General features: G+C 73.2%; 19 protein-coding genes and 1 pseudogene. 14 read left to right on the plus strand and 6 right to left on the minus strand.

Translation table 11 applies throughout. The features are described 5' to 3' along the window. Positions 1-45 precede the first annotated feature (45 nt). The 6 genes from ACZ470_RS05600 (at position 46) to sucD (ending at position 8,506) form a co-directional block, all read left to right on the plus strand. The gene (locus ACZ470_RS05600) at positions 46-1,197 is read left to right on the plus strand and encodes an ATP-binding protein (protein WP_468424668.1); all 1,152 of its coding nucleotides are present in this window, start codon (positions 46-48) and stop codon (positions 1,195-1,197) included. Further along, positions 1,194-3,560: a DUF5682 family protein gene (locus ACZ470_RS05605; protein WP_468424670.1), complete on the plus strand. Its 2,367-nt coding sequence runs from the start codon at positions 1,194-1,196 to the stop codon at positions 3,558-3,560. Before ACZ470_RS05600 ends, ACZ470_RS05605 begins: the two co-directional genes overlap by 4 nt. Beyond that, positions 3,557-4,744: a VWA domain-containing protein gene (locus tag ACZ470_RS05610; protein ID WP_468424672.1), complete on the plus strand. Its 1,188-nt coding sequence runs from the start codon at positions 3,557-3,559 to the stop codon at positions 4,742-4,744. The genes ACZ470_RS05605 and ACZ470_RS05610 overlap by 4 nt, the downstream gene beginning before the upstream one ends. A 153-nt stretch (positions 4,745-4,897) precedes the next feature. Next, positions 4,898-5,857: a hypothetical protein gene (locus ACZ470_RS05615; protein WP_468424674.1), complete on the plus strand. Its 960-nt coding sequence runs from the start codon at positions 4,898-4,900 to the stop codon at positions 5,855-5,857. A 561-nt stretch (positions 5,858-6,418) separates the two neighbouring features. Then, positions 6,419-7,600, plus strand: a complete 1,182-nt coding sequence (sucC, locus tag ACZ470_RS05620; RefSeq protein WP_468424676.1) for an ADP-forming succinate--CoA ligase subunit beta — start codon at positions 6,419-6,421, stop codon at positions 7,598-7,600. Between the two features lie 21 nt (positions 7,601-7,621). Next, on the plus strand, positions 7,622-8,506 hold the full coding sequence (gene sucD / locus ACZ470_RS05625; protein WP_391030865.1) for a succinate--CoA ligase subunit alpha: 885 nt from the start codon (positions 7,622-7,624) through the stop codon (positions 8,504-8,506). 98 nt (positions 8,507-8,604) lie between these two features. Here sucD and ACZ470_RS05630 read toward each other — a convergent pair whose 3' ends face one another. Then, positions 8,605-9,783, minus strand: coding sequence for a helix-turn-helix domain-containing protein (locus ACZ470_RS05630; RefSeq protein WP_468424678.1), 1,179 nt, complete (start codon positions 9,781-9,783; stop codon positions 8,605-8,607). 96 nt (positions 9,784-9,879) lie between these two features. Here ACZ470_RS05630 and ACZ470_RS05635 point away from each other — a divergent pair, with 96 nt between their 5' ends. Next, a complete protein-coding gene (locus ACZ470_RS05635) occupies positions 9,880-11,385 on the plus strand; it encodes a cell division protein PerM (protein ID WP_468424680.1) in 1,506 nt (501 codons plus the stop codon). An 11-nt stretch (positions 11,386-11,396) separates the two neighbouring features. On the opposite strand, the gene ACZ470_RS05640 is transcribed toward ACZ470_RS05635, so the two are convergent. Further along, positions 11,397-12,185 carry a hypothetical protein gene (locus ACZ470_RS05640; RefSeq protein ID WP_468424681.1) on the minus strand — a complete coding sequence of 263 codons (789 nt, stop codon included), beginning with the start codon at positions 12,183-12,185 and terminating at the stop codon, positions 11,397-11,399. 379 nt (positions 12,186-12,564) lie between these two features. Here ACZ470_RS05640 and purN point away from each other — a divergent pair, with 379 nt between their 5' ends. The 3 genes from purN to ACZ470_RS05655 all read left to right on the plus strand — a co-directional run bounded on the left by purN (position 12,565) and on the right by ACZ470_RS05655 (position 15,341). Then, a complete protein-coding gene (purN, locus tag ACZ470_RS05645; RefSeq protein ID WP_468424683.1) occupies positions 12,565-13,203 on the plus strand; it encodes a phosphoribosylglycinamide formyltransferase in 639 nt (212 codons plus the stop codon). Further along, positions 13,200-14,762 (plus strand): bifunctional phosphoribosylaminoimidazolecarboxamide formyltransferase/IMP cyclohydrolase, encoded by a 1,563-nt coding sequence (purH, locus tag ACZ470_RS05650; protein ID WP_468424684.1) that lies wholly within the window; start codon positions 13,200-13,202, stop codon positions 14,760-14,762. Before purN ends, purH begins: the two co-directional genes overlap by 4 nt. Positions 14,763-14,969: 207 nt before the next feature. After that, positions 14,970-15,341 carry a hypothetical protein gene (locus ACZ470_RS05655; protein ID WP_468424686.1) on the plus strand — a complete coding sequence of 124 codons (372 nt, stop codon included), beginning with the start codon at positions 14,970-14,972 and terminating at the stop codon, positions 15,339-15,341. Positions 15,342-15,376: 35 nt separating this feature from the next. Here ACZ470_RS05655 and ACZ470_RS05660 read toward each other — a convergent pair. The 3 genes and pseudogenes from ACZ470_RS05660 to ACZ470_RS05670 form a co-directional block, all read right to left on the minus strand. Then, positions 15,377-16,255: pseudogene (locus ACZ470_RS05660) on the minus strand (serine/threonine-protein kinase); the annotation flags it as partial. After that, positions 16,252-16,992 carry an FHA domain-containing protein gene (locus ACZ470_RS05665; protein WP_468424688.1) on the minus strand — a complete coding sequence of 247 codons (741 nt, stop codon included), beginning with the start codon at positions 16,990-16,992 and terminating at the stop codon, positions 16,252-16,254. The pseudogene ACZ470_RS05660 and the gene ACZ470_RS05665, both read right to left, overlap by 4 nt. 97 nt (positions 16,993-17,089) lie before the next feature. Beyond that, on the minus strand, positions 17,090-18,577 hold the full coding sequence (locus ACZ470_RS05670; protein ID WP_468424690.1) for a helix-turn-helix domain-containing protein: 1,488 nt from the start codon (positions 18,575-18,577) through the stop codon (positions 17,090-17,092). 146 nt (positions 18,578-18,723) lie between these two features. On the opposite strand from ACZ470_RS05670, the gene ACZ470_RS05675 reads away from it, so the two are divergent. Then, entirely contained in the window at positions 18,724-19,737 is a 1,014-nt protein-coding gene (locus tag ACZ470_RS05675) for an ArsR family transcriptional regulator (RefSeq protein WP_468425189.1), read from the plus strand. A gap of 67 nt (positions 19,738-19,804) precedes the next feature. Here ACZ470_RS05675 and ACZ470_RS05680 read toward each other — a convergent pair whose 3' ends face one another. Then, positions 19,805-20,398, minus strand: coding sequence for a hypothetical protein (locus ACZ470_RS05680; protein WP_468424692.1), 594 nt, complete (start codon positions 20,396-20,398; stop codon positions 19,805-19,807). Positions 20,399-20,681: 283 nt separating this feature from the next. Here ACZ470_RS05680 and ACZ470_RS05685 point away from each other — a divergent pair, with 283 nt between their 5' ends. The 3 genes from ACZ470_RS05685 to ACZ470_RS05695 all read left to right on the plus strand — a co-directional run bounded on the left by ACZ470_RS05685 (position 20,682) and on the right by ACZ470_RS05695 (position 23,711). Continuing rightward, positions 20,682-21,536 (plus strand): bifunctional methylenetetrahydrofolate dehydrogenase/methenyltetrahydrofolate cyclohydrolase, encoded by an 855-nt coding sequence (locus ACZ470_RS05685; protein WP_468424694.1) that lies wholly within the window; start codon positions 20,682-20,684, stop codon positions 21,534-21,536. Further along, positions 21,526-22,041: a DUF3017 domain-containing protein gene (locus ACZ470_RS05690; RefSeq protein ID WP_468424696.1), complete on the plus strand. Its 516-nt coding sequence runs from the start codon at positions 21,526-21,528 to the stop codon at positions 22,039-22,041. The genes ACZ470_RS05685 and ACZ470_RS05690 overlap by 11 nt, the downstream gene beginning before the upstream one ends. A 485-nt stretch (positions 22,042-22,526) precedes the next feature. Beyond that, complete coding sequence (locus tag ACZ470_RS05695) at positions 22,527-23,711, plus strand: helix-turn-helix domain-containing protein (protein ID WP_468424698.1); 1,185 nt, start codon at positions 22,527-22,529, stop codon at positions 23,709-23,711. The last annotated feature ends 306 nt before the right edge of the window (positions 23,712-24,017 follow it).

The following is a 24,017-nucleotide window of genomic DNA, read 5'->3' on the forward strand; positions in this document are numbered from 1 at the left end:
GTTGGTGACAGATCCGAACCGGCCGAGCTGGAGGGGGACTCCGCCATGACTGTGTCCGCTGAACCGACGCCCGTCGACCCGACGCGGAACGGCGCCGCGCCCGCGAACACCCCACCCGCGCAGACGCTGCGGCCGCACGCCGAGGACGCCTTCGCCGCCGAACTCGCGGCGCTGGCCGCCCAGGACGACCGGCCCCGCCCCGCCCGCTGGCGGCTGTCCCCGTGGGCCGTCGCGACCTATCTGCTCGGCGGCACGCTGCCGGACGGCACGGTGATCACGCCCAAGTACGTCGGCCCGCGCCGCATCGTCGAGGTCGCGGTGACCACGCTCGCCACCGATCGCGCCCTGCTCCTGCTCGGCGTGCCCGGCACCGCCAAGACCTGGGTGTCCGAGCATCTGGCCGCCGCCGTCAGCGGTGACTCCACCCTGCTGGTGCAGGGCACGGCCGGCACGCCGGAGGAGGCCATCCGCTACGGCTGGAACTACGCCCGGCTGCTCGCCCACGGCCCCAGCCGCGACGCCCTCGTGCCCAGCCCGGTGATGCGGGCCATGGCGGAGGGCATGACGGCCCGGGTCGAGGAGCTGACCCGCATCCCGGCCGACGTCCAGGACACGCTGATCACGATCCTGTCGGAGAAGACGCTGCCGATACCGGAGCTGGGCCAGGAGGTGCAGGCGGTCCGCGGCTTCAACCTGATCGCCACGGCCAACGACCGCGACCGCGGGGTCAACGAGCTGTCCAGCGCACTGCGCCGCCGCTTCAACACCGTGGTGCTGCCGCTGCCGGAGACACCGGAGGCGGAGGTCGACATCGTCTCGCGCCGGGTCGACCAGATCGGCCGCTCCCTCGACCTGCCGGCCGTGCCCGACGGCATCGACGAGATCCGCCGTGTCGTCACCGTCTTCCGCGAGCTGCGCGACGGGGTCACCGCCGACGGCAGGACGAAGCTCAAGTCGCCCAGCGGCACGCTGTCGACCGCCGAGGCGATCTCCGTCGTCACCAACGGACTGGCGCTGGCCGCCCACTTCGGCGACGGCGTGCTGCGGGCGGGGGACGTCGCCGCGGGCATCCTCGGCGCGGTCGTCCGCGACCCGGCCGCGGACCGGGTCGTCTGGCAGGAGTACCTGGAGACCGTGGTCCGCGAGCGCGACGGCTGGAAGGACTTCTACCGGGCCTGCCGGGAGGTCAGTGCATGAACGACGGGAAGGCGGGGGCCGGGGGACCGCTGCTGCTCGGCGTACGGCATCACGGGCCGGGGTCGGCGCGGGCGGTGCGGGCCGCGCTGGAGGAGGCCCGGCCGGGTGTCGTGCTGATCGAGGGCCCGCCCGAGGCGGACCCGCTGATCCCCTTGGCCGCCGAGGAGGGGATGCGGCCGCCGGTCGCCCTGCTCGCCCACGCCGTGGACGAGCCCGGCCGCTCGGCCTTCTGGCCGCTGGCCGGGTTCTCCCCGGAATGGGTCGCGATCCGCTGGGCCCTGGAGCACGGAGTCCCGGCCCGCTTCATCGACCTGCCGGCGACGCACACCCTGGCCTGGGAGAGGGACGGGGAGGGCGACTCGGGTGCGGGGGCCGAGCCGTCCGGAGCGGAGGGTGAGGACACCACGCCGGAGGCCGAGGTGCGGGTCGATCCGCTGAGGGTGCTCGCCGAGGCCGCCGGGTACGACGACGCCGAGCGGTGGTGGGAGGACGTCGTCGAGCACCGGGGCGTGGGCAAGGGGGACGCGGTCGCGCCGTTCACCGCGCTCGAGGAGGCCATGACCGCGCTGCGGGAGGAGTACGGAAGCGGGGGACACGAGAGGGACCTGGTGCGCGAGGCGTACATGCGGCTCCAGGTCAGGGCGGCACAGCGCGAGTTCGAGGACGGCGTGGCCGTGGTGTGCGGGGCCTGGCACGTTCCGGCGCTGCGCCGGAAGGCCGCCGTCGCCGCCGACCGCGCCCTGCTGAAGGGGCTGCCCAAGGTGAAGACGGACATGACCTGGGTGCCCTGGACCAACCGCAGACTCTCCCGGGCGAGCGGCTACGGCGCGGGCATCGACTCGCCGGGCTGGTACGGGCACCTGTTCGGCGCCCCGGACCGGCCGGTCGAGCGGTGGCTGACCAAGGTGGCCGGGCTGCTGCGGGCCGAGGACCGGATCGTCTCCTCCGCCCACGTCATCGAGGCCGTACGGCTGGCGGAGACCCTCGCGGCGATGCGCGGACGCCCGCTGCCCGGTCTGGGCGAGACGACCGACGCGGTACGGGCGGTGATGTGCGAGGGCTCCGACGTGCCGCTGGCGCTGGTGCACGACCGGCTGGTCGTCGGCGACGTGCTGGGGGAGGTGCCGCCGACGGCGCCCGCCGTGCCGTTGCAGCGGGACCTCGAGCGAACCCAGCGGCGGCTGCGGCTGAAGCCGGAGGCGGCGGAGCGGGAGCTGGAGCTCGACCTGCGCAAGGAGACCGACGCGGCGCGCAGCGGACTGCTGCACCGGCTGCGGCTGCTCGGCGTCGGCTGGGGGGAGCCGGCCGTCTCACGCGGAAGCACGGGGACCTTCCGGGAGACCTGGCGGCTGCGCTGGGAGCCGGAGCTGTCCGTGCGGGTCGCCGAGGCCGGGGTGTGGGGGACGACCGTACTCGCCGCCGCGACCGCCAAGGCGGAGGCGGACGCCGTCGGCGCGCGGAGCCTCGCCGAGGTCACCGCGCTCGCCGAGCACTGCCTGCCGGCCGGGCTGTCCGAGGCACTGCCCACGGTGATGCGGGTCCTCGCCGACCGCGCGGCCCTCGACACGGACGTCGGTCATCTCGCGCAGGCCCTGCCCGCCCTGGCCCGCTCACTGCGCTACGGCGATGTGCGCGGCACCGACACCGCGGCGCTGGCCGAGGTCGCCGCCGGTCTCGCCGAGCGGGTCTTCGTCGGACTCCCTCCGGCCTGCGCCGCACTCGACGCGGACGCCGCCGAGGAGATGCGGGGCCATGTCGACGCGGTGCACGGCGCGGTGGGCCTCCTCGGCGACGCACCCGCCCCGGGCCACGGGAGCCTGCGCGCCCGCTGGCAGTCGGTGCTGCGCACCCTGTCCGCACGCGACACGGTGTCCGGCGTCATACGCGGGCGGTCCGTGCGGCTGCTGCTGGACGACGGGGAGCTGGCACAGGACGAGGCGGCCCGGCTCATGGGGCTCGTGCTGTCGCCGGGCACACCCCCGGCGGACGCGGCCGCGTGGATCGAGGGCTTCGTCGGCGGCTCCGGGGGAGGGCTGCTCCTGGTCCACGACGAGCGGCTGCTCGGACTGGTCGACGCGTGGCTGACGGGCGTACCGGCGGAGGCGTTCACGGACGTACTGCCGCTGCTGCGGCGGACGTTCTCGGCGTACGAACCGGGCGTGCGGCGCACCCTCGGCGAACTCGTCCGGCGCGGGCCGGGGGCACGCGGACGCGCGGCGACCGCCGGTTCCGGCGCACCGGGCTTCGCGCCCGAGTTCGACACCGAGCGGGCGGACGCCGTGCTGCCGGTGGTGCGGCTGCTGCTGGGACAGGACGAGGACGACGAGGGAGCGCGTGACGGGCTCGCGGGGGTGACGGGATGACGGACACACAACGACAGGGCGAGGCGGGCGCGACGACCGATCCGGCGCAGGAGCGGCTGCGGCGCTGGCGGCTGGTGCTCGGCGGGGACACGGCCGACGGGACCGGGTGCGCGCTGTCCGGGCGGGACGCCGCGATGGACGGGACGCTCACCGCGCTCTACGGAAAGGGGGACAAGCCGCGGGCGGGCGGGGAGCGTTCGGCGGGTCTCGGGGCGTCGGCGCCCTCGGTGGCGCGCTGGCTCGGGGACATCCGGACCTACTTCCCCTCCTCGGTCGTCCAGGTCATGCAGCGCGACGCCATCGACCGGCTCGGCCTCGCCACGCTCCTGCTGGAACCGGAGATGCTGGAGGCGGTCGAGGCCGACGTCCACCTCGTCGGCACGCTGCTGTCGCTCAACAAGGCGATGCCGGAGACGACGAAGGAGACGGCACGGGCGGTCGTCCGCAAGGTCGTCGAGGACCTGGAGAAGCGGCTCGCCACCCGCACCCGGGCCACTCTCACCGGCGCCCTCGACCGCAGCGCCCGCGTCAGCCGGCCCCGCCACCACGACATCGACTGGAACCGCACGATCGCCGCCAATCTCAAGCACTACCTCCCGGAGTACCGGACGGTCGTGCCCGAGCGGCTCGTCGGCTACGGGCGCGCCTCGCGGACGGTGCGGAAGGAGGTCGTCCTCTGCGTCGACCAGTCCGGGTCGATGGCGGCGTCCGTCGTGTACGCGTCGGTGTTCGGGGCGGTGCTGGCGTCCATGCGGTCGATCGACACCCGGCTCGTCGTCTTCGACACGGCGGTCGTCGACCTCACCGACCGGCTCGACGACCCCGTCGACGTGCTCTTCGGCACCCAGCTCGGCGGCGGCACGGACATCAACCGGGCCCTGGCGTACTGCCAGTCGCGGATCACCCGGCCCGCGGAGACGGTGGTCGTGCTGATCAGCGACCTCTACGAAGGGGGAATACGCGACGGGATGCTCAAGCGGGTGGCGGCGATGAAGGCGTCGGGCGTGCAGTTCGTGACGCTGCTCGCCCTGTCCGACGAGGGAGCGCCCGCGTACGACAGGGAGCACGCGGCGGCGCTGGCCGCGCTGGGCGCCCCGGCGTTCGCCTGCACCCCCGATCTGTTCCCGGAGGTGATGGCGGCGGCGATCGAGAAGCGGCCGCTGCCGATACCGGACGCGGGGTGAGGGGCGGACTCGGTCCGTTGAAAAGGGACATGAGTATCCATCGGTAACAGAGGGCTTGCGCAACCTCAGGAGTCGCGTGCGAGTATCGACGCCGTTCGATGGGGACCGTGCAGCGTCCTCAGCCGTCCCGTCGCCCGGGAGGACCCGCCCCTCTTGACCCGGTCAGCAGCCGTGCCCGGTGCCGCTGTGCGCGCGATGCGCGTGGCGGCCGGGCGGCGTGCGGTCCAACTGGCGCTGCTGGTGGGCGCGGTCTTCGTGCTCGGCGTGCTGTGCGGGGAGCGGGCACAGGCGGCCGACGGCGGACCCGCGGGGGAGACCTCCACCGCCGCCGGGGAGGTCGCCTCCACCGTCGGGTCCCTGGCGTCGACCGGTCCGGGCACGCCGCCCGGCGCGGACGGTCCCACGGCGGTGCTCGACGCCCTCACCTCGCCGCGGCCGGACGCTGCCGACCCGATTCGTCCGTTGACCGAGACCGTGGTCCGTTCCGTGGACGAGCGGGTGCTGCGGCCGACCGCGGAACTGGTGGGCACGGTGGCCGGCCGGCTGGACGAGGCGACGGGGGAACTGCTCCCGCTGCCCGGTCCGGACCTGCCCGCACCGCTGCCGGAGGCCCCGGAACCGCCCGACGTGCCGGAGCGGCCCCTCCCGGAACCGGACGCGCCCGAAGCGCCCGCGCCCGAGCCGCACACGCTCGACCCGGAGTCGGGCGCTCCGACGCCGCGGCCCGACGAGCCCGGCCGGGACACCCCGGACGAGCCGAAGGGGCCGGACAGACCCGTCGGCACCGCGGGGCAGGTCGCGGGACCCGCTGCCCACGGCCCGGCGTTCCCCGCCGCCGTCGGCGCGTCCCACGATGACCCCGGCCACCGGCCCGTGCCGGGCGCCGCCCACGCCGGCCCGATCCCCGTATCCGGCGCTCCCGCCGGCCCGTCGGACGGCGTGACAGGGAGTGGCTCGGCCCTGGACCACGGCACGCCGCGCCACGGTGACGCGTACGCCGTCACCGCGCACCACCGCCCGGCCCTCCGGCTCGTCCCCGGCGCCACCGCGTGCGCCGAGGCGGCGACCGGCCCGCGGGACCGGTACCGGGACGTGCCGGTCTCACCCGCCTAGGGAGCGGTCCCCGCGCGCGGCGGATGCGTGCGTACGCGCGAGGGCGCGGCAGCCCCCTGCCCGTCCGGGCACCGTCGGTCCGTGTCCGGCCGCACGCGCCCACCGCCCCCATCCGTACCTGACTCGCGGGTAACAAAGGACTCCGCGGGGCATCAGGACCCGGACAGCCGAAAGCCGTCGGTCCGTCCGGTCGGAACCTCGTGGAGGGGCGGCCGGCCCCCATTGGGGTGGGGGCCGGTCACCCCGCACCCCGGAGAACAGGGCGTTCCCCGCCCTCCGGGTTGTTCGACAGGGCCTCACCGGGTCAACCCCAGCCCGGTGAGGCCCCTCACTCCCGGCACGCCGTGCCAGAGAAGACGGCATCATGTGACAGGTATCACCGCTCACGTGTGACCCGCGATTTAGAGCGGCCCCCCAAGCGGCGATAACCTGCGAGACGGACATGCCGCGCGCTCGGACACCGTGTGCGCCTCCCTTGTGACACAGCGGACGTCACGTTGCCCTTCGCGGCACGCCCACGCATCCAACGAACCGCGAGATCACTGATAGGGACGGAAGCGCGTGGACCTGTTCGAGTACCAGGCGAGGGACCTCTTCGCCAAGCACGATGTACCGGTGCTGGCCGGTGAAGTCATCGACACGCCTGAGGCGGCCCGCGCAGCCACCGAGCGTCTCGGTGGCAAGTCCGTCGTCAAGGCCCAGGTGAAGGTCGGCGGCCGTGGCAAGGCCGGCGGCGTCAAGCTCGCCGGGACCCCGGACGAGGCCGTCGCCCGCGCGACGGACATCCTCGGCATGGACATCAAGGGCCACACGGTCCACAAGGTGATGATCGCCGAGACGGCCCCGGAGATCCTGGAGGAGTACTACGTCTCCTTCCTCCTCGACCGTGCCAACCGCACCTTCCTCTCCATCGCCTCCGTCGAGGGCGGCATGGAGATCGAGGAGGTGGCCGCCACCCGTCCGGAGGCCGTCGCCAAGACGCCGATCGACGCCAACGAGGGTGTGACCCCCGCCAAGGCCCGCGAGATCGTCGAGGCCGCGAACTTCCCGGCCGAGGTCGCCGACAAGGTCGCGGACGTCCTGGTCACCCTGTGGAAGACCTTCGTCGCCGAGGACGCGCTCCTCGTCGAGGTCAACCCGCTGGCCAAGGTCGCCTCCGGTGACGTCATCGCCCTGGACGGCAAGGTCTCCCTGGACGAGAACGCCGAGTTCCGCCAGCCGGAGCACGAGGCCCTCCAGGACAAGGCCTCGGCCAACCCGCTCGAGGCGGCCGCCAAGGAGAAGAACCTCAACTACGTCAAGCTCGACGGCGAGGTCGGCATCATCGGCAACGGCGCGGGTCTCGTCATGAGCACCCTGGACGTCGTCGCCTACGCCGGTGAGGCGCACGGCGGCGTCAAGCCCGCCAACTTCCTCGACATCGGCGGTGGCGCCTCCGCCGCCGTCATGGCGAACGGCCTGGAGATCATCCTGGGCGACCCGGACGTCAAGTCCGTCTTCGTCAACGTCTTCGGCGGCATCACCGCGTGCGACGAGGTCGCCAACGGCATCGTGCAGGCGCTTCAGCTGCTCGCGGACAAGGGCGAGGAAGTCACCAAGCCCCTCGTCGTCCGCCTCGACGGCAACAACGCCGAGCTGGGTCGCAAGATCCTCTCCGATGCCAACCACCCGCTGGTCCAGCGCGTGGACACCATGGACGGCGCGGCCGACAAGGCCGCCGAGCTCGCGGCTGCTGCGAAGTAAGGGACGAGGGACTACACAGCCATGGCTATCTTCCTCAACAAGGACAGCAAGGTCATCGTCCAGGGCATGACCGGTGCCACGGGCATGAAGCACACCAAGCTCATGCTGGCCGACGGCACGAACATCGTCGGTGGCGTGAACCCGCGCAAGGCCGGCACGTCCGTCGACATCGACGGCAACGAGATCCCGGTCTTCGGCACGGTCGCCGAGGCGATGGAGAAGACGGGCGCCAACGTGTCCGTCCTCTTCGTCCCGCCGGCCTTCGCCAAGGCCGCCGTGGTCGAGGCCATCGACGCCGAGATCCCGCTCGCGGTCGTCATCACCGAGGGCATCGCGGTGCACGACTCCGCCGCCTTCTACGCGTACGCCGTGGAGAAGGGCAACAAGACCCGGATCATCGGCCCGAACTGCCCGGGTCTGATCACCCCCGGTCAGTCGAACGCCGGCATCATCCCGGGCGACATCACCAAGCCGGGCCGCATCGGCCTGGTCTCGAAGTCCGGCACGCTGACGTACCAGATGATGTACGAGCTGCGCGACATCGGCTTCTCCTCCGCCGTGGGCATCGGCGGCGACCCGGTCATCGGCACCACGCACATCGACGCGCTCGCCGCGTTCGAGGCCGACCCCGACACCGACCTGATCGTGATGATCGGTGAGATCGGCGGCGACGCCGAGGAGCGGGCCGCGGCCTACATCAAGGAGAACGTGAAGAAGCCGGTCGTCGGCTACGTCGCGGGCTTCACCGCGCCCGAGGGCAAGACCATGGGCCACGCCGGCGCCATCGTCTCCGGCTCCTCCGGCACGGCCGCCGCCAAGAAGGAGGCCCTCGAGGCCGCCGGCGTCAAGGTCGGCAAGACCCCGACCGAGACGGCGAAGCTGGCGCGCGCGATCCTCGCCGGCTGACGCCACGGCCGGATCACCGGCACTGGCACGGGTGGGCCCGTTCCCCTCAGGGGGGACGGGCCCACCGTCGTCCTCGTCCTCTTCTTCCTCGCCCGAGGTCACCGCGTCTGCGGAGCCAGCCGTTCCGGCCCGCGCGGGAGCTCCTCCCGCAGCCGGTCGCGCAGCTCGCGCTGGTCCTCCGACAGCGGGCCGGGTGCCACCCGTGGCGGAACGCCCCGTACCGTCTCCCCGGGCGGCACCGGCGGCTCGTAGCGGGTGGGGGACGTGCGCAGGGTGAGCGCCGTGGTGCCGATCAGGGCGACCGTGAAGGCGATGGCGGCCCGGGTCCAGAACCGGGCCCGGCGTTCGCTGCCCCCGCGCACCTCCGGCGGCTCGGACGCCCGCAGCCGCCCGGTGGAGGCCAGCTCGGCCAGCCGCCGGTGCAGCTCGTCCGGATCCGACAGTTCCGGGAGCCGGGCGGCGACGGCCTCCCGCGCGTGCGTCAGCCGGCCGGCCGTCGCCCAGGTGCTGGCCTCCGTCTCCGCCGCCGTCTCGGGCAGGTCGAGGCCGACACCGTCGTACAGCAGGAGCGTGCGGCGGTACGGCGGCGGCAGGTGCAGCAGGACCTCGAGGAGCGCGCGGTCCTCCGCGTCGGGGGGCGGCGGTTCGGGGTGCCGGTGGCGGCGACGGAAGCGGTGCCAGGGGGAGAGCGCCCACTCGTACGTGGCCGCGCGCACCCAGCCGGGCGGATCGGGGTCGCGGGCCACCTCGGGCCAGCGATCCCAGGCCAGCTGGAAGGCGCGCTCCACGGACTCGCGGGCGAGGTCGCGGCGGCCGGTGAGCAGATAGGCCTGACGGACGAGGGCGGGGGCGCAGAAGGAGTACAGGGCGTCGAAGGCCTGAACGGGCGTCAGGCCCGCGTAGCCCTCGTGACCGTGCGGCACGTGCGCAGGGGACGCGGACGGCGTCCGCATGAAGGCGGACGGCTCCGGTACGACCGATCCGTGCCCCGGTTTGTCCAGACACACCGTCACCACCGCTGCGCCCTCCTCCCTCTGACGAGCGGCCACGGGCGCCCGCTTCCCTGCGTCGGCCGACTCGGCCAGACCGGCCAGCAGCTTCGTGTACGCCTCCCGGTTCCGGCCGCGCGGTGCGCTGCGGCCGGACTCCCACGCCCGCACCGTGTCGGGCCGTACGCCCACGCGCTCCGCGAGCTGAGCCCGCGTCAGCGAAGCCGCCTCGCGCAGGCGTCGGCGTTCGTGGGGCGGGGGGAGCGGGGTGTCGGGGCTCCGCGTCACCGGACGCCCCTCCGTACGAAAAAGTACATAAACGTATATTGAGCGACACAGCGGTGCTTCGCCCGTTACACCGGGAAAGCGCGTGTCGTTGGGAGCATGGCGGGCGTGACCCAGTCGACCGCTCGCCGTACGACACCGGCCGCCCTGCTCACCCGGGTGCGGGACCGTTCGCCCGGGCTGGCCCCGGCCCTCCTCGGCGGTGCCCTCGCGGCCGGGCTGGGGCTCGCGGCCTTCACCATGCTGGTGGTGCTGCTGTGGATCAGCTCGCCGTACCCCGACAGCGGACCCGATGGCGCCCTGCACGTCGCGGCGGCCCTGTGGCTGCTGGCGCACGGCACCGAACTGGTCCGCATCGACACGCTCTCCGGCGTTCCCGCACCGGTGGGCGTGGTGCCGCTGCTGCCGCTCGTGCTCCCGGTGTGGCTGCTGCACCGGGCGGCCCGCGACGCGGCCGAGGGAGGCGCGGGGGAGTCGGCGGGCGAGGCCCCGCTGGTTCCCGGCCGTACGGCGTGGGCGGGAGTCGTCCTCGGCTACCTCGCCGTCGGCGCGCCCGCCGCGCTCTACGCCTCCGGCGGCGGGCTGCGGCCCGCGTGGCCGTGGACCGGGGTGTGTGTGCCGCTGGTCGCCGGGCTGGCCGCGGGGGCGGGGGTGTGGACGGCGTACGGCCGTCCGAGCGGACCGCTGGAGCGGCTGCTGGGGGCGGTGCTGCCGAGGCGCGTACGCCATCTGGTCCTCGGGCCGGACGGCCGCCCCGGGGTCGTCGCGCGGGCGGCGGCGGCCGGGGCGGCGGTGCTGGCCGGAGGCGGGGCGCTGCTGCTGGCGGTGTCGCTGGCCTGGCACGCCGGGGAGACCCGGCGGGCCTTCCCGCGGCTGACGGAGGGCTGGTCGGGGTGGCTGGCGGTACTGCTGCTCTGTGTCACGCTGCTGCCGAACGCCGCGGTGTGGGCGGCCGCGTACGCCCTCGGCCCGGGTTTCCTCCTCGGCACCGGCGTCTCGGTGACCCCGCTGTCCTCCGCGCCCGCCCCGGCGCTGCCGCCGCTCCCGCTGCTGGCGGCGGTGCCGGACGCCGGGGCCGGGACCGCGGTGAACTGGGCGGCGGGAACGCTGCCGGTGGCGGCGGGGGTGGTGGTGGGGTGGCTCGTGGGCCGGGGCGCCACGAGGAGCGGACGCGCACCGGCCCCCGCGTGGACGCCCGGCCGGACCGCCGGTGCGGCGGGAGTGGCGGCCGGGCTCTGCGCGGCCGTGCTGTCCGTGCTCGCCGCGCTCGCGGGCGGGCCGCTGGGCGTGGCCGCGCTCGCCCGGTTCGGCCCGGTCTGGTGGCACGTCGGAGCCGCCGCACTGGCATGGCTCGCCCTGGTGGCGGTCCCGGTGTCACTGGCGGTACGCGCCTGGCGCCACCGCCCGCCCGCCGACGACCCGGGGAGCCCCGGAAGGCCGCTCCGGCGCCCCCCGCTCCCGCCCCTTCCACCCGTCCCGCCCGACGACCCCGACGACGAGCCGTACCTCGTCACCCCCGCCTCCGGTGCGCGGGACGAGGTGTGGGACTGGGAGATGCCGTTCGCCGTGCGGGACACGGACCCCGGGGCCGGCGCCCCGGAATGAGTGCGGTGGCGTCAGTCCGTCGTGCCCAGGAGGTCGCGCAGCTGCTCCGGCAGGAGGTCGTTGCAGGACTGGCGGGCCTCATGGGTGAGCGCGTCGTTGGTGCACGTGTAGTAGTCGCTGTAGACCAGCTGGGCCGTGAAGGACGCGGCGACCAGGGCCAGCGCCAGCGAGCCCGTGACCAGTCCGCTCACCGCGGCCGTGGTCTGCGGGCGGCCCTTCTGCTCGGGCGCCGGGGAGTCCGGGTCCGGGGTGCGGGGCTTGGCGCGCAGTGCGCTGATGCCCCAGTACAGGGCCAGCGCGCCCAGCAGCAGCGCGACGTACGGCCAGTTGAACAGGGCGAAGAAGAAGGCCCACATGCCGGACAGCAGGGCGAAGCGGGCGCGGCGCTGGGCCGGATCCGTGGGGTCCCAGCGCATGCCGGGCCCCTGCGGACCGCCGCCCTGCCCCTCGGGGCCGCGCGGACGCTCGCCGAAGCCGCCGGGGGAGCGGCCGGGCTGCCGGTCGCTCCAGTTCCGGCCCCAGGGAGAGCGGCCGCCCTCCCCGCCGGAGGGGTGCCGCGGCTGCCACGGCCGGTCGGGGGTGCCCTCCGGCGGCGGCGCGAACGGGTTGTCGTCCTGGGTGCCCTGCGATCCCTGGGAACCGTCGGCGCCCCCGCCGTCACGGCGCCGGTCGTCACCGCCCTCGCCCCGGGGCGCGTCGGGCGGCGAGGCGGGGCGCTCCCGCAGCAGCACGCCGCCCCGCTCCCCTCCCTGGGCCGACTGCTGGGGGAACGTGAGGAGTCGCAGGCTGCGGTCCGGCATCAAGTGAGCGTCTTCCCCTTAATGAAGCACGGCGTGGTACGGCGCGACCGCCTCGCACGACGTATCGACTACGACTGAGCTGGAGCGTTCCCGTCAGCTCTCCGGCCCGGGTCCGTCATCCTGTGAACGCCCGGGGTGCGGCTCGCGTTCCCACGTGCCCCCGGCGCTCCCCGGCCCCGCTTTCCCGGACCGGCTCTTCCCAGACGCTACCTTCCGGCCACGCCCCCGTCCCGTGGGGGCCGCCCGGTGTGCCGGTATCGTTGCTGACGGTCGGCCGCTTCGTAGGCTTCCCCGTATCCGGGAACCCGAAGCATTCGTAGGAATGTACAAAGCGCTGTGCCGCCGACCGTACAGACGCTCCCCGAGAAAGGGCCCCACCGTGGCCGCCAAGCCCGTGGCCGAGCGCGCCAGGCGTCTCGTCGTGCTGGTCTCCGGATCCGGCACCAACCTCCAGGCGCTCCTCGACGAGATCGCCGCCGTCGGAGCCGAGGCGTACGGAGCCGAGATCGTGGCCGTCGGCGCCGACCGCGAGGGCATCGAGGGGCTGGCCCGCGCCGAGCGCGCCGGACTGCCGACCTTCGTCCGCAAGGTCAAGGACTACCCGACCCGCGAGGAGTGGGACGCGGCGCTCGCCGAGGCCGTCGCCGCCCACGAGCCGGACCTCGTGGTGTCCGCCGGGTTCATGAAGATCGTGGGGAAGGAGTTCCTCGCGCGCTTCGGCGGGCGGTTCGTCAACACCCACCCCGCCCTGCTGCCCAGTTTCCCCGGGGCCCACGGCGTACGGGACGCGCTCGCGTACGGCGCCAAGGTCACCGGCTGCACCGTCCACTTCGTCGACGACGGCGTCGACACCGGGCCGATCATCGCGCAGGGCGTGGTCGAGGTCCGGGACGAGGACGACGAGAGCGCTCTGCACGAGCGCATCAAGGAAGTCGAGCGAAGGCTGCTCGTCGAGGTCGTGGGGCGGCTCGCCCGCAACGGCTATCGCATTGAGGGACGAAAGGTAGTTATCCAGTGACCGCCGAGAGCAACAAGCGGGCCATCCGACGGGCGCTCGTCTCCGTCTACGACAAGACCGGCCTCGAGGACCTCGCGCGCGGCCTGCACGAGGCCGGCGTGGAGCTCGTCTCCACCGGGTCCACCGCCGCGAGGATCGCCGCCGCGGGCGTCCCCGTCACCAAGGTCGAGGAGCTCACCGGCTTTCCCGAGTGCCTGGACGGCCGCGTCAAGACCCTGCACCCCAAGGTCCACGCCGGCATCCTCGCCGACCTGCGCCTGGAGGACCACCGGCGGCAGCTCACCGAGCTGGGCGTGGAGCCGTTCGACCTCGTCGCTGTGAACCTCTACCCGTTCCGCGAGACCGTCGCCTCCGGCGCCACGCCCGACGAGTGCGTGGAGCAGATCGACATCGGCGGCCCGTCCATGGTGCGCGCCGCCGCCAAGAACCACCCCTCCGTCGCCGTCGTCACCAGCCCCGCCCGCTACGGCGACGTCCTCGCGGCCGTCCGCGACGGCGGTTTCGACCTCACCACCCGCAAGCGGCTCGCCGCGGAGGCCTTCCGGCACACGGCGGAGTACGACATCGCCGTCTCCTCCTGGTTCGCCTCCTCCTACGCGCCCGCCGACGACTCGCAGTTCCCGGAGTTCCTCGCCACCAGCCTGGAGCGCGCCCACACCCTGCGCTACGGCGAGAACCCGCACCAGCCCGCCGCCCTCTACACCGCGGGCACGGGCGGTCTGGCCGAGGCCGAGCAGCTGCACGGCAAGGAGATGTCGTACAACAACTACACGGACACGGACGCCGCGCGCCGTGCCGCGTACGACCACGACGAGCCGTGCGTCGCGATCATCAAGCACGCCAACCCCTGCGGCATCGCGATCGGCGCGGACGTCGCCGAGGCGCACCGCAAGGCGCACGCCTGCGACCCGCTGTCGGCATTCGGCGGTGTCATCGCCGTCAACCGGCCGGTGAGCAAGGAGATGGCGGAGCAGGTCGCCGAGATCTTCACCGAGGTCGTCGTCGCGCCCGACTACGAGGACGGCGCGCTGGAGGCCCTCACCAAGAAGAAGAACATCCGCGTGCTGCGCGCCCCGGGCCGCCCCGAGTACCCGGTCGAGGTCAAGCCCATCGACGGCGGCGCGCTGCTCCAGGTCACCGACCGTCTCCAGGCCGAGGGCGACGACCCCGCCACCTGGACCCTCGCCACCGGCGAGGCCCTCTCGGAGGCCGAGCTGGCCGAACTCGCCTTCGCCTGGAAGGCGTGCCGGGCCGTCAAGTCCAACGCGATCCTGCTCGCCAAGGACGGCGCCTCGGTGGGCGTCGGCATGGGCCAGGTCAACCGCGTCGACTCCGCGAAGCTGGCGGTGGAGCGGGCGGGCGCCGAGCGCGCGGCCGGTTCCTACGCCGCCTCCGACGCGTTCTTCCCGTTCCCCGACGGCCTGGAGATCCTCACCGCCGCGGGCGTCAAGGCCGTGGTCCAGCCCGGCGGTTCGGTCCGCGACGAGTTGGTCGTCGAGGCCGCGAAGAAGGCGGGCGTGACCATGTACTTCACGGGCACGCGCCACTTCTTCCACTGAGCGGAACGGCTGCCCCGAGCAGCACGACACAGGGCCCGCCGGCGTCAACGGCGGGCCCTGTGCCGTGCCGCAACCTGCAAGGTTCCAGGTTCCGCGGCGGCACCCGTCCGGCTAGCGTTCCCGCCGTCTCTTGAGCGCACGCCGGAGATCGACCGCTGTCAGTACTCAGCAAACGGGGGAATCATGAACATGGGCAAGCGATGTGTCGTGGCCGCTGTCACGGGTGCGCTGGCCGGCGCCGGCCTGATCGGTCTCGCATCCCCCGCCAACGCGGCGACCTGCTACGGCAGTGCCCGCAGTTACTCCAAGGCGGAAGGGCCGATCACGTACCCGACGAGCCAGGGGTCGTACCTCTACACCACGGGCAACTGTGCCGACATCAACATCAAGACCAAGTCCGCCGACGAGGTCATGGCCTGCTTCTACCCCACCAGCGGCGACCCCTACTGCGCGGAGCGCGGCTACGTGAACACGAAGGCCGGAATCTGGGCCGTGCTCGCCACGGACGTCAAGGACGGAACGAAGTTCAAGCTCTACTTCGCCAGCCGGAGCGCGTCGGCGGGGGTGTGGGCCGCCTGAGCGGCTGTCGCCGTTCGCAGCGGGGTGGGGCCCCGCCCCGCTGCCGACTCCACCTGGCGCAACAGCGCCTCCGTGCCCACCCGTTCGGTGTGCGTACGTCCCAGGCAACGCCGGATGATCTGCCGCCAGGCGTGCGGCAGTTCTGGGGACAGCCGTAGCTCGACGCCTCCCCTCGCGTACCGGGTCGCCTCGTCGCAGCGGGCGTCCGTTGTGTCGCCGGGGAAGGGGAAAGCGCTGGTCAGGGTCTTGTGGGCGAGGACGCCGAAGGCCCAGACGTCCGCCGACGGGTGGATCCGGGCTCCCCGCTCGTCCAACTCCGGCCACAGCAGCTCCGGGGGTGAGTAGTCCGGCGTGGAGAAGGCGGGCGCGTAGGCGTGCGTCCCCTCCATCTCGGCGGACATGCCGAAGTCCGCGAGCCGGACCGAACCGTCCCTCGTCAACAGGACGTTGGCGGGCTTCAGATCGCCGTGCACCCAGCCCGCCCCGTGCAACTGGGCCAGTCCCTCGCAGATCTGGGTGAGGAGCGGGCCGGGGTCCGTGGGCCGTACGGCGTCCAGGGAGCCCTCCGCCCGCTCCAGTACGAGGACGGTGGCACCGTCGAGTTCCGGTACGTCCGGGGCGTCGATCGTCAGCGACTCGTACATCCGGATGAGCCGCGGCGACCGCAGCCGACTGAGCAACCCGATCTCCCGCTCGGCCAGTTCACGCAGATGACGCGGTCGGCGCGCCGTGCGGGTGCCGGTGGGCAGGACTTTCAGCGCTGCCCGGCCGGGGAGTTTCCCCGGGCCGTCGCCGACGAGCCGTCCGGCGTAGACGGTGGCGAACGCGCCCGAGCCGAGGGGCTCGCGCACCTCCCAGCGCCCGATCCGGTACCCCCTCGGGACAGCGACGGCGTGCGGCCGTCCGCTGTTCACACCCGCGCCTTCCTCAGGGGCGGGGCCAGCACGACCAGGTCGTCCTCGCGGACCAGATCGAAGCGGAGAGCCAACGACACCAGGGACTCCTTCTTGCCGTTCAGGCGCTGACCGGCCTGTCCCGTTTCAGGGCCCGGTCGCAGCCGCAGCTTGAGCGCGAGGTAGTCGATGTTCCAGTAGACCGTGGAGCGGTTGACCGTCGCCCACACCGCCGTCAGCCGCTCGACGAGCTGATCGACAGTCGGCAAGGGGGCGTGCGGCTCGCCCCGCAGGCGGGGCTCGCACAGCGCGGCCAGCACCGCGAAGTACCTCTTCGTGCGGTCGAGCGTGAACGCCGGAGTGGTGTGGGCCCCGGAGAGTTCGTGCCGGGTGACGCTGCGGAAGGTGTGCCGCGGCGCCCACACGTCGAAGGTCAGCAGGTCCCCCGAGGCCGGCAGGACGACACGCGCGAACTCGAACGGTACGGGTGCGTCCACACGGCCGGGCGCGACCTTGATGTGCTCGCCGGCGCCCTCCGGGTTCTCGACGACGTACGTCTGGTCCTCACTGAGGTTGTTCAGCAGCCAGAAGGTCCGGAGCGCCGTGATCTCCCCGGCGATCCGGGGCACTCCCTCGTGCGCGATGGTGAGGCCGCGCGCGTTCTCGCCCCGGCCGAAGGCGAGCCGCTCACCCGTGGCGATCCTGATCTGGTCGGCCGGCCGTGCGCAGGCCGGCGGGACGACGATGACGCTGTACATGGATGCGTTCCCCCTGTCGATCCAAGCCGTCCTGACTGTAGGAGCGCCGTGGGCCGCGGCCAATGCGCACGATGCGCAGGTGTGGGTGGATGACTGTTCACGGTGCACGGTCCGCGATGCGGAACGCGTGGACCAGTTCGTGGGTGCCGGGGCCCGGAGCCAGGAGGCTGCGTCGCAGCAGCAGTTCGGCGGTGCCCAGGTGGGCGCGAACGGTGGTGCGGCTGATGCCGAGGTCGCGGGCCGTGCGCTGGGCATCGGTGCCTGCCTCGATCCAGGCACGCAGGGTCCGGCGCACGGTGCTGTCGGTGCCGAGCCGCAGGGGCTGGAGATAGGCGTGAGCCCAGGTGACGGCCGGCTCGGTGGACAGCAGACCGTCCACCGAGGGGGTCGGCGAAGGCTCGGTCACCGTGCCGCCGTCGGGCAGGGGGAGGCCGGTGATCGCGAGGGCCAGGGCGAGATCGGCGCGGCTGTGGGGGTCGCGCAGGTCGAGACCGAGGGTGTCCTGGACCCGTTTGAGGTGGGCGGCGACGGTGTTGCGGCTGACGTCGAGCAGTCGCGCCACACCGGAGCGGGGGAAGTTCAGGGCAAGGCCGGTGATGTCGAGGGTGAGTCGGGGAGCTTCCCGGATCGGCTCCAGGAACGCCCTCGCCCAGGCCCGGGCCTGCCGGCGGGGGAGCAGTCCGGCGAGCGGTGGCCGGTCGAGGTGGTCGGCGACCCGTTCGGGCGTGTGACGGGCGACAGCCAGGGCGTGGCGGGCTTGGTCGTAGGCCCGTGCGGTGGCGGGCAGGGGCTGGGGAGCGCTGATGCCCAGCGCGTACTGCGGGTTGTCCCGTACCAGCTCCCGCAAGGGCGCGGCGAGGTCACCGTCCCCGCTGTCGTCGCCGTCGTCGTGGTCCGTGGCCAGGAGACAGATGAGGTGGTCGTCGTAGACGGGGCACCGCACCATCAAGCCGCGACCGTGATAGCCGGAAGCGTCCTGGTAGGTGGCGATGAGCCTGCCGCGGTCCGAAGGTGGGCAGCGCAGCAGGTGGACGCGCAGACGCTCGGCGTCGAGCAACGGAGGCACCGCACCGGTCGTCATCCGGCGGGCCAGCGCGAGTTCTCCGGTCATCAGGGCCATGAAGACCGCCAGGCGCAGCCGTGCCGCCACCTCGCGATGGCGGAGAGCGAGGTCGTCGGCCTGTCGGGCGCGTCGCAACACCTCGGCCAGAGAGGCGACATGGGACACCAGCACCATCGACTCCCGCGTCAGCGGTGACGGGCTGCCCACCACCAGCACCGGACGCGGCACGTGCCGTCCCAGCGCCTCGCACCGCACATGTACGGCGCCCACCTGAGCGGCCGCGGCGGCCAGGCATCCGTTCGACAACCGCTCCAGCGTCGGCCGGACGCCGTCGAGGACGTCCGGTGCGAGCCGGGCAGTGGACACCTCCACCCTGCCCGTGCGGTCGACCAGGGCGATCTCCGCGCCGATCCGGCGTCCCAACCAGTGGATCAGCGCCCGCAGTTCGGACCCGTCGGCGTCCTGCCCGCCACGTGACCTCAGCTGACGCAGCAACTCATCGAGTACCTGAGGTGCCGGCACGGCTCACCTCCGCCCGATCCTCGCGATCCCGTTGAGCCCCCGTTTATCGAGTCCTGGCTTCCTTGACCTACGATCGCCCACCCGCAGCGTCCGACCAACGCTGTTGCGCTCCAGATCAAAGGCTCAGTTCGAGGGGGATGAACGAGGTGCTCCGCGTCCATTTCAGTGATGTCGATCTGGCCAGAACCAGAATCGCCGCGGCTCCGGACCCGCTCTGGGAGGTCGCGGCCAGCCTGCACCGCTTGCAGTCCCGGCGGGGGCGCTGGGCCTACGCGGGGTGGTACCGCGAGGCGCGGCGGCACATCGGCGAACAGGGCTTGGAGCGCCTTGTACGCGGCGTGCTCCGGCCGTTGTATCCCCGGGCCGCGTACTTCCCGGACTTTCTGACTCCGGCCCAGGGTGTGGGCGACTGGGAATCGGGGGTGGAGGCCATGATGGCCACGCCGCCCCGACGGGTCGTCGAGGAGATGACCATCCTCGACCGGATCGTCGGAGCACCGCCGTGGGCCGCCCGGCTGGCCGAGCCGGAGGCGCGCAGGGAGTTCGTGGGGATGCTGCGCGCGTACTACGAAGCGGTCGTCGTTCCCCACGAGGAGCAGGTTCGGGCCCGCGTCGAGGGCGAGCGCGCGGCGCGCTGCCGTGCGCTGCTCGACGGTGGCGTGGAGGGCATGCTCGCCGGCCTCGGGCCCATGATGCGGTGGCGCCCTCCGGTCCTGGAGGTCGACTACTCCCGGCAGACGGCGGACCGGGACCTGTACCTGAACGGCCGGGGGATCACGCTCGTCCCCTCCTACTTCAACTGGGGCGAGCCGGTCGCGTTCGCGGACCCCGAACTGCCGCCCGTGCTCTGGTACTCGCTGCTCCACGAACCGGACACCCCGGCCGGCCCTCTGGGGACCGAGGTTCCCGGGCGGTCCCTGACCAACCTGCTCGGACGGGCCCGTGCGATCGCCCTGTACGCCGCGTCCACGGGCGCCACGACCGGCGAGATCGCGCGCGCCGCCGGCATCTCGGCATCCGCCGCGAGCAGACACGCCACCGCGCTGCGCGACGCGGGCCTCGTCACCACCGTCCGGAACGGCCCGTCCGTGCTGCACACCCTCACACCGACGGGTGCGGCCGTGCTCCGCGCGGCGACCACGGACCCGAACGGCGTCTGACGCGCGAGGGCCGTGTCCCCCTCGTTCGGGTGGGACACGGCCCTCGCGCAGGAGTGGCTGGAGGTGTTCAGTACCGCGGTCGCCTGAACCATTCCGCGCTGGCGCGCTTCGAGGCGAAGACGATCAGCAGGATCGCGACCACCATGATGAGCAGACCGAGGCCGTACGCGGCGATCATGAAGATGCCGCTGACGATCGCGAACGAGCCGTAGATGATCGAGCAGACGCGGACGCCGTTGCCCCCCTTGGCGTACTGGAGCAGCAGCACCAGGCCCAGGACCGCGAAGACGGCGGCCAGCCCCAGGAAGAAGACGACGACGCCCTTGCCCAGGTCGGCGAACCGCTCGGCCTCGGCGTCACCCGTGATGCCGGCCTCGGCCATCGTCTCGTCCCACTCGGACAGCGCGTATCCGTACATCGCCGCGATGATCACGTGGGCCAGGGCGACGATGCCGAGCATGATCTGCGCGGCGCGCGTGATGCCCGGCATCTGCGTCGGGACGTAGCCGCCGCCGTACGGCTGGGACATCGGCGGGGCGGCGGGATAGCCGTAGCCCTGCTGCGGGGCGCCGGGCTGCTGCGGGTAGCCGTAGCCCGGGTTCCCGGCCGGCGGCTGCTGGGGCGGCTGCCCGTAGGGGTTGTTCGGGTCGCCGAAACTCATGGCGGTTCTTCCTCCGTTGCGCTTCAGGTGCGGGGACGACGCGAGGCTCGGCGCGGAGGAATTTCTACAGATGCGGTCCGTCCCCCCGGTTCTGCCCGCGGCACTGTGTCCTCATCGTTCTTGACCGTTGCTTTCCTTGTCCAGGCATACGCCGTATGTGTTGTGCAAGTGCAACATCGCTGATCTTGGACGGAAACGGGCATTACGGGATCGGGGGCGGCGCGGCCGCCCGCCATGCGGGCGGATTGGAACCCGGGCCCGGTCATCCGCGAGGATGGGGGGCATGACCGCCCAGATTCTCGATGGCAAGGCCACCGCAGCAGAGATCAAGTCCGATCTGACCGCCCGCGTGGCGGCGCTGAAGGAGAAGGGCGTCACGCCCGGCCTCGGCACGATCCTCGTCGGGGAGGACCCCGGCAGCCAGAAGTACGTCGCCGGAAAGCACCGCGACTGCGCCCAGGTGGGCATCGCCTCCATCCAGCGCGAGCTGCCGGGTACGGCCACGCAGGAGGAGATCGAGGCGGTCGTCCGCGAGCTGAACGAGGACCCCGACTGCACCGGTTACATCGTCCAGCTGCCGCTGCCCAAGGGCATCGACGAGAACCGCATCCTCGAACTGATGGACCCGGGCAAGGACGCCGACGGCCTCCACCCGATGAACCTCGGCCGGCTCGTCCTCAACGAGCCCGCGCCGCTGCCCTGCACCCCCAACGGCATCATCACCCTGCTGCGCCGCCACGGTGTGGAGATCAAGGGCGCCGAGGTGGTGGTCGTCGGGCGCGGTGTGACCATCGGCCGTCCGATGCCGTTGCTGCTGACCCGGCGCAGCGAGAACGCCACCGTGACCCAGTGCCACACCGGCACGCGTGATCTGTCGGCGCATCTGCGGCGCGCGGACATCATCGTGGCCGCGGCGGGCAGTGCCCATCTGATCCGTCCCGAGGACGTCAAGCCCGGCGCGGCCGTCCTGGACGTCGGTGTCTCCCGCAGCGCCGAGGGCAAGATCGTGGGCGACGTCCACCCGGGCGTGGCCGAGGTGGCCGGCTGGGTCGCCCCGAACCCGGGCGGCGTCGGACCGATGACCCGGGCCCAGCTGCTGGTCAACGTGGTCGAGGCGGCGGAGCGCAGTGTCGGCTGAGCGGAACGCCCCGGACACCTCGGGGGTCCCCGAGGAGCGGGAGGCCCGGCGGCGGGACGAGGACGTCACGGTGAGCGACCCCGTCAGCGCGCCCGACGCCGAGGGCACGCCGCGGCGCACCACCCGCCGGTTCCCGCTGTTCACACGGGACACCGCGCGCCCCGAGGGCGGCGGCAGGGCGGCGCCCGGAGACGCCCCCGCGCCGGCCCGTCAGTGGCCGATCCTCGCCGTGCTGCTCACGGTCGGACTGGGGCTGCTGCTGACCGCGCTGGACCTGTTCCGGCTGGGCACGCTACTGGTCGGGGTCGCTCTGCTGGCCGGGTCCGTGCTGCGCTGGCTGGTGCCGGACGTCGGCATGCTCGCGGTGCGGTCCCGGTTCACGGACATCGTCACGTACGGGGGGCTGGGGCTGGTGATCGTGCTGCTGGGGTTGATGGTGCAGCCGAATCCGCTGCTGGAGATTCCGTTCCTGAAGGACACGTTGCACTTCACTGTCGACAGTTAGGACGACGGCCCGTCCGCACCCCCGTGAGAGGACGGGCCGCCGTCGGGCATTACGTTCCTGCACCGTGAAGGGGCTGTTCAACGGGTGTCCGGGCGCTGTGGCACGGAAGTGACCGTTCCGGTACGTCGTCCGGAATCCCCTGACCGGTTTGCGATCTGACCGGCGGCGTGGGTGCTGGGCGGGGGTGGGTCGCGCGGCCCGGCGCTTGCGGGGTGCCGTCGCGCCCACCCGTGCCGCCCTGCGGCACGACTGCCCGCGGAGAACGCGGCGTGCGACTGCCCGCAGCCGGGCGGGGCGGTTGGCGGGTTGGTGTGTCGATGGGAGACTGGGCGCGAGCGCGGCCCCGATGCTTCCGTGCGCCCCCACCCCGGGAACTGAGACCCTGCCTGGCGGCATCCTCGTGGGTAGTCACAACGGGGAGTCGGCAAGGGGCACCGTGCGCGAGGGAACAACCAGCACCAACCGGGGGGAAGAGGGGGGAAGCAATGCCTCGTTGGAAGGCCTTGCCGGATGAACTCGATCCGCAGATCAGGGAGTTCACGAGCCAGCTCAGGCGGGTCGTGGACCGCAGCGGCCTGAGTGTCGCGTCGGTCTCCGACCGCACGGGCTACAGCAAGACGTCCTGGGAGCGTTATCTGAACGGCCGGCTGCTCGCGCCCAAGGGCGCGATCATCGCCCTGGCCGAGGTCACCGGGACCAACCCGATGCACCTCACCACCATGTGGGAGCTCGCCGAGCGCGCCTGGAGCCGCTCGGAGATGCGTCACGACATGACGATGGAGGCGATCCGGATCTCGCAGGCGCGTGCCGCGCTCAGCGAGCTCGCCGGGCCGTCCTCGGGCACGGGCGGCGGCGCCCGCAAGGGCGGGGCGGCCGTCCGTCCGGGCGTCGCGGGACCGGCCGGGGTGGTGCCGAGCGTGCCGCCGCAGCCGACCGCCTCGGACGTGCGCGACGCCTCCGGGGACGTACGGGAGGACAGCGGGAGGGGCGGCGCGCCGGGGGCGAACTCCTGGGGTGTCGCCGCGCCGGCCGGTTCGGCGCAGGCCGCCCGCCGGGGCCCCGGCGTCGGCGCCGGGGCGGGCGGGCATGCGCCGGGGACGCCCGGAGCGTACGGAGCACCGCCTCCCGGCCCGTCCGGTACCGGCGGCTCGGGCGGCTCCGGCCGTCCCGGCGGCAAGCGGCGGACGTCCACGTTCATCGCCGGAGCGGTGGGCGCCCTGGTGGTGATCGCCGCCGCGTTCTACGTCACCGGGACCGAGGACGACAAGAAGAAGGACGACACCCGGAAGTCCGCGTCGCCCACCGCCACCGCCGACGTGAAGCTGCCCCCGGGCGTGAAGTGCAGCGGGGACGCCTGCGCCGGCAAGGACGCCGAGGTCATGGGGTGCAGCGGCGACCTCGTGACCACGACCGGCACCGCGGTCGTCGGCGCCACCACGGTGGAGGTGCGCTACAGCGAGACCTGTGGCGCGGCATGGGGGCGCATCACCCAGGCCGCGCAGGGGGACAGGGTCGAGATCGGCGCGGGAACGGCGAAGAAGCAGAGCGACACCGTCACCGCGGCCGGCGACACGGTCGCGTACACCCCGATGCTGCCGGTGGAGAGCGCGACGGACGCGAAGGCGTGTGCGGTGCTGGCCGCGACCGGTGAGAAGGGCTGCACGGAGTAGCGCCGTACATCACCCGCTGCTCCATGTACGCCACATATATGGGTCCATTTGGGCCCATATATGTGGGGGAATCGTGGGGATGTGAATGGGGCGGCGAAAGGCGGGCACGCGAACAGTACCCCCACGGGAGTCCGGCACGGTCGGTCCCCGACGGCGGCCGCCCCGCCCCCACCTCTCCCGGACGGAGCGGCCGCCCTTTTTATGTGCCCGCCCCGACAGTCGCGTACCCGGACCGTCACCCTGTGGGGCGGGCCACAGGGAGCCCGGCCGTGCGCGCTCGTGGATGCGCGATAGCCTGACCGCTGG

The organism is Streptomyces sp. NPDC031111, assembly GCF_055570675.1.